Origin of the sequence: Maricaulis sp., assembly GCF_030149425.1 — a bacterium.
Taxonomy (GTDB): Bacteria; Pseudomonadota; Alphaproteobacteria; order Caulobacterales; family Maricaulaceae; genus Maricaulis.
The window spans coordinates 71,047-83,947 of the sequence record NZ_JASBRQ010000002.1 but is presented as its reverse complement, the minus strand read 5'-3'; the positions used below and the strand labels follow the sequence as shown (position 1 = coordinate 83,947).

Sequence of the window (12,901 nt, the reverse complement as noted above, 5' to 3'; positions counted from 1 at the left end):
GGCAACCCGGCAGTCGAACCTGATCGACGAAAGTTCGAGGTTTCTGGGGCGAAGCGTTGCAAACGCCCTATATCCTCACCGTCAGACAAGCTGACCGGGAGAACGAGAATGAGCAAATGGCCGTCCCTGCGCTATGGCGACTGGGTGGAAACGCGCGACACATTGCATCTGTTCCTGCAGATGATCGGCAAGGTCCGGCTGAAGACGCATCCCAAGCTGAACCATTGGTGGCACGTCACGCTTTATCCTCATGTCCGCGGCCTGACCACGGGCCGCATACCCTTCGGGATGAGCGGTTTCGAGATATTCTTCGACATGCTCGAGCACAAGGTCGTGGTCTCGAGCAATGATGGACGCCAGGTCGAATTCAGCGTCCCGGGCCTGACGGTGGCAGGGTTTTACGAGGCCTTGTTTTCCAGTCTCGACGAACTCGACATTCACGTCGAAATCCTGGCCATCCCTTATGACAACAAGTCGACAATTTCCTTCCCTGAGGATCATGCGCCGCGGCAATACGACCGGGCGGCTGTATCGGACTACTGGCGGGCGCTGTGTTCGATTTCCAGCGTCTTCGAGGTGTTCCGCAGCCATTTCACCGGCAAGCAGACCCCGGTCCAGCTGTACTGGCATTCTTTCGATCTGGTGGTGACCCGCTTTAGCGGCAAACCCTTCCCGCTTGCGGGTGGAACACAGTCTGATCGCGAAGCCTATTCGCATGAAGTCATCTCTGCCGGTTTCTGGCCAGGCGATGACAGTTTTCAGGAAGCGGCGTTCTACGGCTATGCCTATCCGGAACCGGAGGGGCTGAACGCCGTTGAACTCCAGCCGGCTTCTGCCTACTGGGCCGAGAAGAATGGTGGTGCCCTGGCGATCCTGCCCTATGAGGCAGCTATCGCCGAACCCGATCCGGCCCAGACCGTGCTCGCCTTCCTCGACAGTCTTTATGCCGGCGCGGCGCAGAAGGCGAACTGGCCGTCAGAAGATCTGCGACATCAGCATGTTTGATCGATCGTGTGACCGGCTCTGGTCAGGTTCAAGCGTTCCAAGCTAGGCTTTGCCGTGCTTCGTAGAAAAGCACGGAACAACACGCAGCACCTTGCCCGGTAGCGGGGTGATTGCCGTAGGGGCAGGGAATAGCCGCCCCGAAATTACGGGGGAGACCGGTCGATGAAGTCGCGTCGTTCGCTTACCACCGCCCTGACGGGCATGACTTTGTGCGCAGTCCTGGCCGGCTGTGCCAGTGTCAGGGATAGTGTTGCCGGGCTGACGGCCCCATCTGCGCAAGCGGACACAGCGGCATCCGTTGAAATTCTGCGGCTACCCTATGGGGTGCCGCGTATCATCGCCTCGGATCACGAAGGGCTCGGCTTTGGCGCCGGCTTTGTCGCGGCGGAAGACAATCTCTGCCTGCTCATGGACCGCGCTATGACGGTGCGAGGTGAGCGCGCTGCCTTCCTCGGCGCCGGCGAGAATAACGCCAATATCGCCAGCGATGTCTATCATCGCCGTATTCGCAACGCCGGCACGGTTGAGGCCCTTCTGGCGGGCGAGCCCGGTGCCGTGGATACGCCGAGCGACGATGCCCGCGCCTTTATCGAAGGGTTTGCCGACGGGGTGAACCATGTCCTGGCCAATACCGTAACCGGTGACCCCAATTGCGCCGGACAGGCCTGGGTGCGGGAGCTTTCGCCGCAGGACATCTGGTATGGCGCCTTGACGCTTCCCTTTGGACAACCGATCCAGGCGGTCACCTCCGCCGAACCACCGGCCGGTGCCGATGCCACCCATAGCGAGGCGAGGGTGGAGGATCTTCTGGTCCAGCGCCGGGGTATGGGGTCGAACGCCTATGCTGTCGGATCTGACGGGACGCGCGAGGATGTCAACGCGGTCCTGCTCGGTAATCCGCACTATCCCTGGGACGGGGCGCTGCGCTTTTATCGCGTGGGTCTGACCATCCCCGGTGAGCTCAATGTGGTCGGGGCGGGCCTGATCACAACGCCTTTTGTCGGCATTGGCCATACCGAGAACATTGCCTGGACCCATACCGTGTCGACGGCCCGGCGTTTTGGCTATTACGAGCTGACCTTGGATCCTGCTGACCCGACCCGCTACCTGATTGACGGGGCCAGCCGTGCCATGATGGCCAATAACGTCACCGTTGAAGTCCTTGGCGAAAATGGTGAAACCACGCCGGTCACCCGGACCATCTGGGAGACCGAATTCGGTCCTGTCGCTGTTTCGCAACGCATGCCATGGTCGGCCGAGACGGCCTTTGCTTTCGCTGCCCCGAGCGGTGGTCTGCGCATTATCGACCAGTATCTGGCGATGTATGAGGCGGACAATGTCGAGACTTTGCATGATGCGCTGTCGCGTTATCAGGCAACCGCCTTCAACACCATGGCCGTGGATCATCAAGGTGGCGCCTTTTATGGCGATATGGGCCTAGTGCCCAATGTTGATACGGCGCTTGTCATGCGCTGTGCCGTGTCCGAGCTGGCGCAAGGCTATTGGATGCGGGCCCGGATACCGATCCTGGATGCCTCCGATTCCAGTTGTCGCTGGCAGGACGGGGATCAAGCTTCGGCGCCGGGTGTGTTCGGCCCGGCCGACGCGCCCCATCTCTTCCGTCCCGATTTTGTCGCCCAGTCCAATGACTCGCCCTGGCTGACCAACCCGGCCGAACCGCTGACCGGGTACAGCCCGATCTGGGGCGATGAAGCGACCCCGCGCTCGATGCGCACACGCTTGGCGCTCGATCAAATAGCCCAGCGTTTGGCCGGAACGGATGGTCTTGGCGAAGCCGGTTTCGACCTCGAAACGGTCCAGGCGGTGATGTATTCCAACCGCCATCATGGCGGCGAGCTGTTGCGCGATAGCGTGGTCGAGGTGTGCGAGGCCAGCGGCGATGCTGCGCTGCAGCCGCTGTGCGACGCCTTGGCGGGATGGGATCTCAAGGTCAATCTGAACAGTACCGGCGCCCATGTCATGGCGCTCTACCTGCTGGCGGGCGGGGATGTGTTCGCCGGCGCCTTCGATGCGGAAAACGGGGCGACCACCCCGGTCGGCCTTGCCAGTGACAATCCGGCGGTACTCGCGGCGCTGCGCTCTGCTGCCGAGCAGCTGGCGCAGTTGCAGCTGGCGCCGGATGCGCCGCTCGGCGATGTCATGGGGGAGATGCGCGGGGAGACGCGTATCCCGATCCATGGCGGCCCGTCCGGTACCGGTGTGTTCAACATGATCATTCCGGGCAGCCCGGTTCCGGGCACTGGGTGGACGAGTGTTCGCCATGGTTCGAGCTGGATCATGACGGTCGAGTTTTCAGATGAAGGTGTGCGCAGTGAAGGCGTGCTGACCTATTCCCAATCCACCGACCCAACCTCACCGCATTATGGTGATCAGACCCGGCTCTACTCCGAGAAGGGCTGGGAGGCCCTGTATCTCGATATCGACGAGGCGCGGGCAGCGGCCGTGTCCACCTCGATCATCCAGCGCTAGAGGCGAGGGCATGAGGCCGGCCGAGGGGATAAGCGGAGGTGGACAGTGCGTTCATATCTGATGGGGCTGTGCCTGATACTGGCCGGCTGTGGCGGTGAGACCGGTGCAGCCGCGCGGATGGAAGATGAGACGGTGATGCAGTCTGAGCGCGAGCTGATCGTGGTCGCGGCGCCACGTTATGGCGATCCGTATTACGCAGATGTTGCCGCCGGGATTTTCGAGTTTCATGTCGCCTATGCCCAAGCGGTCCAGGTGCATGATGATTTCCTCGTTCTGGCTGATGCCCGGTCTGCCCCCGCCTATATCGCAGCGCTCGGCCCCGAGCGTGTCGCCATCGCGCCCCAGGACGATATCTGGATGCGCGATTTCAGCCTCTCAAACGCCAATGCCCCGGTCATGTTCCGCTATACTGCGGAAGGGCAGGGTGGCGGTCGGGACGGGCAGGATGAAGCTGATCACGTCCAGGAGGAACTCGCCGGATTGATGCAGGCGGCCGGGCTCGACTTTACCGAATCTGACTGGCTCAATGATGGCGGCAATTTTGTTGATGATTATGCCGACCGCGCAGTCCTCAGCCGCAAATTTCTCCGCGATAACGCCCTCACTGAGGCGCAGGGCCGGGCGCTGCTGCAACAGCGCTACGGTCTAGAACATGTCGCTTTCATCGAGGCGGACGAGCAGGGCGGCCTCGAGCATGCCGATGGCGTCGTTGCCTTTATCGATGCCAACACTCTGGTGATCAATGCCTATCCGGAGGATCCCGCCTATGCCGACGCGCTGGTGGCCGATCTGAGAGCCGGCCTGCCCGGTGTCACCATCCACATCATTGTAACGCCCTATGACGGCAGCGATATCTATGATGAGCGCTTCGGATCGGCTTGCGGGTTATATACCAACATGCTGGTGACGCCGGACCGTATCTATCTGCCGCAATTCGGCATTGCCGAGGATGCCGAGGCCTTGGCCGCGGTCCGCTCCTGGACGGACAAGACGGTTGTCCCGGTGCAATCGGGCCAAGTCTGTGCGATGGGCGGTGGTGTGCGCTGCATGTCCTGGCAATTGCGCGGCGAAAACGCAGCACGGCTGCGCGCCTGGGCTGCGCAGCGCTGAGTATGCCCGCGGCTCATTGAGGTAATGGCGGTGCTGGCAGGCTAAAGTCGAGCCCGCTCGAATTGCCAGCGCCCAGGCGATGTCTTGGAACCGCGGAATAGTTTGGGCCCGCGCAAAATTGGAACCGAACCCGATATCGAGAGAAGAAAATGGCGGACAGGATGGGATTCGAACCCACGAGACGGGGACACCGCCTACTCCCTTAGCAGGGGAGCGCCTTCGACCACTCGGCCACCTGTCCACTCACCGGTCTAATGATCTCTGGCGAGGCTCGCAAGGGGGTGTCGCGGCAGATGCTGCATAAGCTACAGATGACACCGCATAAAAACGGCCCCCGCCGGGCTGGCGAGGGCCGTCTCACGCTTCGTTACCCGGTCTGCGGAGGCTAGAGGTCGCCGTCGCAGGTGCGCAGTTCGCGATTACCGAACCGGTCGGTACAGATGAGCGCAATACACTCTCCGAACGGCCCGGTGATTTCCTCGCAGGTCACATCCCCGCCCTGAGCGTTCAGATAGGCGCTGATCTCGGCCGAGCTCAGCCGCGGCGCTTCGGCCGGCGCTGCCTCCGGTGCGGCATCGACGAAAGCAAAAGCGGTCGCCGTGAGCGCAACAGTTGCGGCCCCCGCCGCAATCAAGCCTGCAGTTTTCTTGAACATTTCAAACACTCCCTTTCAGATTGCAGGGAGACGCTAGCCGTCGCCTCTGACGCGTACAATACAAAATTGTAATTCAATCAAAAAAATAATTTGAGTAGTATTCTTGTTCACAAAAAGCCGGGCGACAGGGGCGTCCCGGCTTGTCTTGTAACGCAATTTTTCGCATTGGAGGGGGCAGGCAGTGGCGCCCCACTGCCCGTCACCAGTCCTAGAAAAACGCCTGAAGTCCAGTCTGGGCGCGGCCAAGGATGAGGGCGTGAACATCATGTGCGCCTTCATAGGTGTTGACCGTTTCCAGGTTCGCCATGTGGCGCATCACCTGGTACTCTTCAGAGATACCGTTGCCGCCATGCATGTCGCGGGCGAGGCGGGCGATATCGAGCGCCTTGCCGCAGTTATTGCGTTTCATGATGGAGATCATCTCCGGCGCTGCAGCGGCTTCGTCCATAAGGCGCCCAACGCGCAGGGATCCTTGCAGGCCCAGCGTGATCTCGGTTTGCATGTCAGCCAGCTTCTTCTGGTAGAGTTGGGTCTGGGCCAGCGGGCGGTTGAACTGGATACGATCGAGACCGTATTGCCGTGCCGCATGCCAGCAGAATTCGGCGGCCCCCATCACGCCCCAGGAAATGCCGTAGCGGGCGCGGTTAAGACAGCCGAACGGGCCTTTCAGGCCGGAGACGTTGGGCAAGAGCGCGTCTTCGCCGACCTCGACACCGTCCATGACGATCTCGCCGGTGATCGAGGCGCGCAGTGACAGCTTGCCGCCGATCTTGGGGGCGGACAGCCCAGGCGTATCCTTGTCGAGCACGAAGCCGCGGATCTTGCCGTCATGCGCGTCTGATTTCGCCCAGACCACAAACACGTCGGCGATCGGCGAGTTCGAGATCCACATTTTCGAGCCGGTCAGCTTGTATCCGCTTGCCGTTTTCTCGGCGCGGGTCTTCATGCCGGCGGGGTCAGAACCGGCATCCGGCTCTGTCAGTCCGAAGCAGCCAATCCATTCGCCCGATGCAAGCTTGGGCAGATACTTGCGGCGCTGTTCTTCCGAGCCATAGGCATAGATCGGATACATAACGAGCGAGGACTGAACCGACATCATCGAGCGATAGCCCGAATCGACGCGCTCCACTTCGCGTGCCACGAGGCCGTAGGCGACATAGCCCAGACCGGCGCCGCCATATTCTTCCGGGATGGTCGCGCCAAGCAGGCCGAGCTCACCCATTTCCCGGAAAATCGCCGGGTCCGTCTTCTCTTCGCGATAGGCTTCAATGACGCGCGATTGCAGCTTGTCCTGGGCGTAGGCATGGGCCGCATCGCGCACCATGCGCTCTTCTTCGGTCAGCTGATCGTCGAGCTTGAACGGGTCAGCCCAGTCGAACGCGCCCAGATCGGGGGCGTCTTTCTGTTTCAGCGGGGTCATCTCGTTCATCGGGCTTCTCCTCGTACGCCGGGCCCGCCGGGCGGGCATGTCTGGCGTCTGGTATCGATCTCTTGCTGCGCCAAGACAACCCCGCCAGTGTATTTCATTGTGCCCGTTTGGTCATGCCGTCGCGGTGTCAGACGGCTATGGCTTTGTCCTTCTGGCCAAAGCAGGTTAAGCGAGGCGGTGGGATAGCTGGTTGCTATGCCGAAGGGGGGGCTTATGACGACCGACGGACTTCTCGTTCTGATCACGCTGATCGTCTACAAGCTGGTTTTGATCCTGGTCGGCCTGTGGGCTGCCAAACGTACCCGCACCGAAAGCGATTTCTTCTTGGCAGGGCAGGGGGTTGGAGCCTGGGTGTCGGGCTTGTCCTACGCCGCCTCGACGTCATCGGCCTGGGTGCTTCTGGGCTTTTCCGGCTTTGTCTATCTCAACGGACTGTCTGCGCTGTGGATGGTGCCGGGCATTTGGGGTGGCTATGCCGCGGTGTGGTTGTTCTTCGGTCGTCGCCTGCGCGATGAGACGCAGGCCAAGGGCCATGTCACCCTGACTGATTTCCTCACGGCCACACGCACCGGGTCGATGCGGTATGCCATCGCCCTGACGGCGGCGCTGATGATCGTCTTCTGTTTCATCTTTTACATCGCGGCGCAATTCGGTGCGGCGGCCAGCGCCTTCGAGACCCAGTTCGGGCTGAATACCCGGGAAGCGGTTCTGCTCGGGGCCGGCGTGGTCCTGATCTACGCGCTCCTCGGAGGCTTCTGGGCGGTCAGCGTTACCGACATGCTGCAGGGCGCGATGATGGCTCTGGTTGCCTTGCTCTTGCCGCTGGCTGCTTTCATGGCGGCGGGCGGTTTTGGCGGTATTGCTGATGGTCTCGCTACCTCGACGCCACCGGAATATCTCGACATCACTGGCGGGTTTGCCGGCTGGATTTTGGTCGGCTTTATCCTCGGTGTCTGGGGCGTCGGGGTCGGCGCGATGGGGCAGCCGCATCTGCTTGCCCGCCTGATGGCGATCAAGGATGAGCCGGCCCGGCGGCGCGGTTTCCAGATCGCGATCGCCTGGGCGGTGCTGGTCTATGTCGGCATGAGCGTTCTGGCCTTGTCGGGGCGGGCTCTGATGGGCGGCGGGCTGGATGGTGAAACCCTGTTCTACCGTGTTGCCGGCGATCTCCTGCCTCCCATTCTGGCGGGTATCGTCATCGCGGCCATTCTCTCGGCCATCATGTCCACTGTGGACAGCATTCTTCTCTCCGCATCGGCTGCGGTGGCCCATGATATGCGCCTGGTCAAACTTTTCCCCGGGCGCGAAGTGACGATCTCCCGCATTGTCATGGCCGTCATTGCCGGCTTGGCTGTGGTGCTGACCCTGAGCGTTGAAAGCTCAATATTCGCACGCGTACTATTTGCCTGGGCCGCACTCGGTGCTGCCTTCGGACCGACCGTCGTGATGCGGGTGCTCGGCTATGAACCCGCCGGCTGGGCGATCCTGTCGGCCATGGTCACGGGGTTCGCCTTGACCGTGATCTTCAACCTGATCGGTCAAATCCCGGCGGGCGAGGTGTCTGGTGGTTTGATGGGGGTAATGCATGGCTGGGCCGTGCTGCCCGGTGACCCGTTCGAGCGGCTTGTGCCCTGGCTGCCTGCGCTGGGTATTCTCTGGGCCGGCCGCGGTGAGCAAACCCGAGCCTGATAGTTTATCAGTCCGCTTAGGCAACCGGCGCGGAGTTGTTGCAGTTTCGCTGCGTTGGCCGCTGGCAAGCCGGAGGGACTCCCCCTGCGACACCCCGACCGCTTGACCTGCGCGTCAGAACATAAGAAGTCCCGGCCATGATTGCTGAACTGGGTCACTTCCTCCTTATCCTCGCCTTTTGCGTTGCCGTTCTTCAGTCCGGTCTGACCATTGCCGGGCTGAGGGCCAATGATCCGGCGATTTTCGGCTTTGCGCGGGCCGGTGCGGTCGCGCAATTCGCTCTCATCCTGGTCTCATTTGCCTGTCTGACCTGGCTTTTCGCGGTGTCGGACTTCTCCGTCCTTGTGGTGGCGGACAACTCCCACACCGACAAGCCCTTCCTCTACAAGCTGACCGGCGTCTGGGGGAATCATGAAGGCTCGATGCTGCTCTGGTGTCTGATCCTGACGGCCTATACGGCGGTCCTGGCCTATGCCGGCAAGGCGGTGGCCCCCAAGCTGATCACCCTGACCTTCGCGGTTCAAAGTGCGATCACCGCGGCTTTCACCGCTTTCCTGTTGTTCACATCGAACCCGTTTGCCCGGCTCTGGCCGGCGCCGCTCAACGGCAATGATCTCAACCCGCTCCTGCAAGACCCCGGTCTCGCCTCACACCCGCCCATGCTCTATGCCGGCTATGTCGGGTTCTCGATCACCTTCTCCTTCGCTGTCGCCGCCCTGATCGAAGGGCGGGTGGATGCGCGCTGGGCCCGAATTGTGCGCCCCTGGGCGCTCGCGGCCTGGACCTTCCTCACCATTGGTATCGCCTTGGGCGCAAGCTGGGCTTATTACGAGCTCGGCTGGGGTGGCTGGTGGGCCTGGGATCCGGTCGAGAACGCCTCGCTGATGCCCTGGCTGGCTGGTACCGCTTTCATCCACTCCCTGCGGGTGATGGAAAAGCGCGATACGCTGAAAGCCTGGACTGTCCTGCTAGCGCTGATGAGTTTCTCTTTGAGCCTGGTCGGTACCTTCCTGGTGCGCTCGGGCATCATCACCTCGGTACATGCTTTTGCGGTCGATCCGGAGCGTGGCGTCTTCATCCTGCTCATCCTCCTGGTTCTGATCGGCGGGGCGCTCTTCCTCTTCGGCTTGCGCGCAGCAACCCTCAAGCCGACCGGCGTGTTCTCACCGGTGAGCCGTGAAAGCTCGCTGCTGATCAATAATATCGTCTTCTCGGTCGCCTGTGCGGTGGTATTGTTCGGAACTTTCTATCCGCTCTTCATCACCACGGTGAGCGATGAAACCCTGACCATTGGCGCGCCGTTCTATAATGCTGTCTTCAATCCGCTGATGGGGGCGCTCTTCCTGCTAGTGCCGATCAGCGGCCTGATCGCCTGGAAGCGCGGCAAGCTGGACAGGATCTGGCAAACCCTGTGGCCAGCGCTGGCTGCAAGTGCGGCGGCACTGGTGATTGCATTCTGGCTTGCCGACCGCGAAAAGCTCGCCGGCGCGCTGGGTACGGGCCTCGCTGTCTGGGTCGGTGTCGGTGTCCTGCTTGACCTGAAATCCCGCATCAAGCTGTTCGAGATCGATTTTGCCGCCTCGATGGCGCGAGCCCGCAATCTGCCGCTGGGCATTTGGGGCATGATTGTCGCCCATTTGGGACTGGCGGTCGCCATTATCGCGATTACCGGGGTGAGCGCGTGGAAGCATGAAGCGCGGGCCTTCATGGCCGAGGGCGACCGGGTCGAGATCGGTAGCTATGTCATCACCCTGGCCGAGGTAAACCAGGCACAAGAAGCCAATTACGTCGCCGAGGTCGGCCGTTTCGAAGCCAGCCGCAATGGCGTGCGGGTCACCGATATTGTCTCGGAAAGCCGCTTCTATCCGGTCCGCGGCATGGGCACGACCGAGGCCGGCATTGTCGGCCGGATCCAGGGCGATCTCTATGTCACAATTGGCGAGCGGGTCGAAGGTCGCGGCTGGCCGGTGCACATCTATGTCTATCCGCTGGCCGTCTGGCTGTGGATCGGCAGTTTGATCCTGGCCCTGGGGGGTCTCCTGTCCATTCTTGACAGGGGTCGGCGATCACTGGGCCGCAAACCGGTTCCGCCGCCGGCCAAGGCCCAGCCGGAGGTGGCGGAATGAGCCGATTTATTGTCTTCGCGCCGCTTGCGCTCTTCCTCGCTCTCGCAGTGTATTTCGCTGTTGGCCTGCGCGAGGACCCGACCGATATCCCGTCGCAACTGATCGACGCGCCGCTGCCGGAGTTCGATTTGCCGCCCATCGAGGGGTTTGATCAGGGGCTCAGCTCTGCCGACCTGACCGGTGAGGTCGTGCTGCTCAATTATTTCGGATCCTGGTGCCCGCCCTGTCTGGTCGAACATCCCATGTTGATGCTGATCGCGCGCTCCGGAGAGGTGCCGATTTACGGCATTGACTGGCGCGATCCGCCGGGGGCGGGGACAGCCTGGCTGCAGCGCCACGGCAATCCCTATACCCGTATCGGCGACGACGCCTCCGGCCGTCTGGCCATCGAGTTCGGCATTACCGGGGCACCGGAAACCTTCGTCATCGACCGGGCAGGGCGGGTACGCTATCGCCATGTCGGTGTCATTACACCGGATGTCTGGCGCCAGACCCTGCGTCCCATGATCGAGGCCTTGCGCGAAGAATGATGCGATTTTCCCTGATCCTGCTCGCCTTGCTGATCTCGCTGTCGGCACAGGCGCTGGCCCGCCCGGGGCCTGACGAAATCATGGATGATCCGGAGCTGGAGGCGCGCGCTATGGTGCTTTATCGCCAACTGCGCTGTGTCGTCTGCCAGAGCCAAAGCATTGGTGACAGCAATGCCGATCTGGCGAGTGATATGCGAGTGGTGGTGCGCGAACGCCTGCTGGCCGGCGATAGCGACGCGGAAGTGCGGGCCTACTTGCAACAACGCTATGGTGATTACGTCCTCATGCTGCCGCCGGTACAGGCCAATACACTGGTGCTTTGGGGATTCCCGATCGTATTGCTCCTGTTCGCTGGCGGGCTGGCCTTCTTCTTTGTGCGACGCCAGGACCAAGCCGGAGAAACCGAGTTGAGTCCTGAGGAAGAAGCTCAACTCGCGGCGCTTAAACGCGAGGAGGGGCTGGAATGATCTGGGTTCTGATTGGTTCGACCAGTGCCCTAGTTATCCTGGCGCTGGTCTATCCGTTTCTGCGCCGCGACGGTGTGGCTGCAGCGGACGGGCTGGGGGTCTTCAAAGGGCAGCTGGCCGAGCTCGAGCGCGATCGCGAGCTGGGCCTGATCGGCGAGGACGAGGCGCGCCAGGTCGAACTGGACATCAATCGTCGCCTGCTGGCCGCGCAGCAGCATACCGACCTTGATGGTGCGCCCAGCGCGCGTTTGCGGCAGGCGGGCATTGCCTTTTCGGCCCTGGCGGCGATGGGCGCCGTTGCGATCTATATGAGCACGGGCAATCCGCAGCTGATCGGGCAGGCGCCGCCGCAGCAGGCGGAAATTCCTGAACCGGTGCGAGAGCTGGTGACCGAGGTCAATGCATTGGCTGAACGGTTGATGCAGAACCCGGATGACCCGGACGGATGGACAGGGCTTGGGCAGGCCTATCTGGCGCTCGGCCGTTTTGGCGAAGCGGCGATTGCCTTCAATAACGCGATCAATAGCCGTCCGGACTCAGCCGAGCTCTTCGCGCTTCTGGGCCAAGCCTACGTCTTCTCCGAGAATGGTGCGCTGACACCGGCCGCTCGCGAAGCCTTCTCCCGGGCGGTGGAGCTCGACCCAGAGCATCTGATCGCGCGGGTCTATCTGGCCGAGGCGGTGCTGCAGGACGGCGATCTTGAGCTCGGCGCCAGCCTTCTGCGAGCCCTAAGAGACGAGATGCAGGAGGGCGACCCGGCACGCCAATTCATTGATGCGCGCCTGGCGGCGCTGTCCCCGCCGGAATAGAAACCGGAACAGAAAAAAACCGCCGGAAGACCGGCGGGCTTTTTTCTCGAAGGCCTGTTTGCTCAGGGCGTCAGCTCTCGCACCAGGGAACTGTCATCCCGGATGCTCGCGCGAGCTTCTTGCTCGGGCTTGGAGGCATCGTCGCGCAGCCAGGCCACAAACATATCGATCTGGCGTTCGGCTTCCGCAGCATAGCCTTCAGGAACACTTGTACGCTCCGCGATTTCGGTGCGCACAGACGCGGGACACAAAACGACTGCACCTGCAGCCAGCACAGCGGCACCTGCCGCCATCAGTCCACTCTTCATCATCGCCTCCCCAGCCGTGAATCAAAGGATCATTCACCATTACGAAACCGTAATCCGCAGCCGGGGTCCATCCTGACTATCGATAAATCGGAATAAAACATGCGGGTTTTTCAGCTTTCTTCGCGGGTTTTGGTAGGAAATTGCTCGGATTTCCAGCGTGGAATCGTTCGCAGTGATCGATTCGCCGCGCTGGCGAAGAGATGAAATCGGGTTTGACCTCCACCCCCTTCCGCCCGAATGTTTCGTCCAACGAAGCGCCCAGGTCGAGGGCGTCACATCATAA

General features: G+C 61.8%; 11 protein-coding genes and 1 tRNA gene. 8 read left to right on the top strand and 4 right to left on the bottom strand.

Annotation, left to right across the window (positions count from 1 at the left end; translation table 11 throughout):
• Positions 1–108 precede the first annotated feature (108 nt).
• The 3 genes from Q1V57_RS00430 (at position 109) to Q1V57_RS00420 (ending at position 4,605) form a co-directional block, all read left to right on the top strand.
• Positions 109–1,005: a DUF5996 family protein gene (locus Q1V57_RS00430; protein WP_300526823.1), complete on the top strand. Its 897-nt coding sequence runs from the start codon at positions 109–111 to the stop codon at positions 1,003–1,005.
• A gap of 162 nt (positions 1,006–1,167) precedes the next feature.
• Positions 1,168–3,495 carry a penicillin acylase family protein gene (locus tag Q1V57_RS00425; RefSeq protein ID WP_300526822.1) on the top strand — a complete coding sequence of 776 codons (2,328 nt, stop codon included), beginning with the start codon at positions 1,168–1,170 and terminating at the stop codon, positions 3,493–3,495.
• 117 nt (positions 3,496–3,612) lie between these two features.
• Positions 3,613–4,605: an agmatine deiminase family protein gene (locus Q1V57_RS00420; protein WP_366145043.1), complete on the top strand. Its 993-nt coding sequence runs from the start codon at positions 3,613–3,615 to the stop codon at positions 4,603–4,605.
• 150 nt (positions 4,606–4,755) lie between these two features.
• On the opposite strand, the gene Q1V57_RS00415 is transcribed toward Q1V57_RS00420, so the two are convergent.
• From Q1V57_RS00415 to Q1V57_RS00405, 3 genes are all read right to left on the bottom strand, one after another.
• Positions 4,756–4,846, bottom strand: a tRNA-Ser gene (locus tag Q1V57_RS00415).
• Positions 4,847–4,990: 144 nt separating this feature from the next.
• Positions 4,991–5,260, bottom strand: coding sequence for a hypothetical protein (locus tag Q1V57_RS00410; protein ID WP_300526820.1), 270 nt, complete (start codon positions 5,258–5,260; stop codon positions 4,991–4,993).
• Positions 5,261–5,468: 208 nt separating this feature from the next.
• Positions 5,469–6,689 (bottom strand): acyl-CoA dehydrogenase, encoded by a 1,221-nt coding sequence (locus Q1V57_RS00405; protein ID WP_300526819.1) that lies wholly within the window; start codon positions 6,687–6,689, stop codon positions 5,469–5,471.
• 213 nt (positions 6,690–6,902) lie between these two features.
• Between Q1V57_RS00405 and Q1V57_RS00400 the strand changes: the two genes are divergently transcribed.
• The 5 genes from Q1V57_RS00400 to ccmI all read left to right on the top strand — a co-directional run bounded on the left by Q1V57_RS00400 (position 6,903) and on the right by ccmI (position 12,310).
• The gene (locus tag Q1V57_RS00400) at positions 6,903–8,378 is read left to right on the top strand and encodes a sodium/proline symporter (RefSeq protein ID WP_300526818.1); all 1,476 of its coding nucleotides are present in this window, start codon (positions 6,903–6,905) and stop codon (positions 8,376–8,378) included.
• 137 nt (positions 8,379–8,515) lie between these two features.
• The gene (locus tag Q1V57_RS00395) at positions 8,516–10,504 is read left to right on the top strand and encodes a heme lyase CcmF/NrfE family subunit (RefSeq protein ID WP_300526817.1); all 1,989 of its coding nucleotides are present in this window, start codon (positions 8,516–8,518) and stop codon (positions 10,502–10,504) included.
• Positions 10,501–11,034, top strand: coding sequence for a DsbE family thiol:disulfide interchange protein (locus Q1V57_RS00390; RefSeq protein WP_300526816.1), 534 nt, complete (start codon positions 10,501–10,503; stop codon positions 11,032–11,034). Before Q1V57_RS00395 ends, Q1V57_RS00390 begins: the two co-directional genes overlap by 4 nt.
• Positions 11,031–11,501, top strand: a complete 471-nt coding sequence (locus Q1V57_RS00385) for a cytochrome c-type biogenesis protein (RefSeq protein WP_300526815.1) — start codon at positions 11,031–11,033, stop codon at positions 11,499–11,501. The genes Q1V57_RS00390 and Q1V57_RS00385 overlap by 4 nt, the downstream gene beginning before the upstream one ends.
• Entirely contained in the window at positions 11,498–12,310 is an 813-nt protein-coding gene (ccmI, locus tag Q1V57_RS00380; protein WP_300526814.1) for a c-type cytochrome biogenesis protein CcmI, read from the top strand. Before Q1V57_RS00385 ends, ccmI begins: the two co-directional genes overlap by 4 nt.
• A gap of 62 nt (positions 12,311–12,372) precedes the next feature.
• Here ccmI and Q1V57_RS00375 read toward each other — a convergent pair whose 3' ends face one another.
• Positions 12,373–12,618 carry a hypothetical protein gene (locus tag Q1V57_RS00375; protein ID WP_300526813.1) on the bottom strand — a complete coding sequence of 82 codons (246 nt, stop codon included), beginning with the start codon at positions 12,616–12,618 and terminating at the stop codon, positions 12,373–12,375.
• Positions 12,619–12,901 lie beyond the last annotated feature (283 nt).

Bases quoted from the DNA above. Each gene is read 5' to 3' on its own strand.
- Q1V57_RS00430 (WP_300526823.1), top strand. From the start codon at position 109: ATGAGCAAATGGCCGTCCCTGCGCTATGGCGACTGGGTGGAAACGCGC.
- Q1V57_RS00425 (WP_300526822.1), top strand. From the start codon at position 1,168: ATGAAGTCGCGTCGTTCGCTTACCACCGCCCTGACGGGCATGACTTTG.
- Q1V57_RS00420 (WP_366145043.1), top strand. From the start codon at position 3,613: ATGGAAGATGAGACGGTGATGCAGTCTGAGCGCGAGCTGATCGTGGTC.
- Q1V57_RS00410 (WP_300526820.1), bottom strand. From the start codon at position 5,260: ATGTTCAAGAAAACTGCAGGCTTGATTGCGGCGGGGGCCGCAACTGTT.
- Q1V57_RS00405 (WP_300526819.1), bottom strand. From the start codon at position 6,689: ATGAACGAGATGACCCCGCTGAAACAGAAAGACGCCCCCGATCTGGGC.
- Q1V57_RS00400 (WP_300526818.1), top strand. From the start codon at position 6,903: ATGACGACCGACGGACTTCTCGTTCTGATCACGCTGATCGTCTACAAG.
- Q1V57_RS00395 (WP_300526817.1), top strand. From the start codon at position 8,516: ATGATTGCTGAACTGGGTCACTTCCTCCTTATCCTCGCCTTTTGCGTT.
- Q1V57_RS00390 (WP_300526816.1), top strand. From the start codon at position 10,501: ATGAGCCGATTTATTGTCTTCGCGCCGCTTGCGCTCTTCCTCGCTCTC.
- Q1V57_RS00385 (WP_300526815.1), top strand. From the start codon at position 11,031: ATGATGCGATTTTCCCTGATCCTGCTCGCCTTGCTGATCTCGCTGTCG.
- ccmI (WP_300526814.1), top strand. From the start codon at position 11,498: ATGATCTGGGTTCTGATTGGTTCGACCAGTGCCCTAGTTATCCTGGCG.
- Q1V57_RS00375 (WP_300526813.1), bottom strand. From the start codon at position 12,618: ATGAAGAGTGGACTGATGGCGGCAGGTGCCGCTGTGCTGGCTGCAGGT.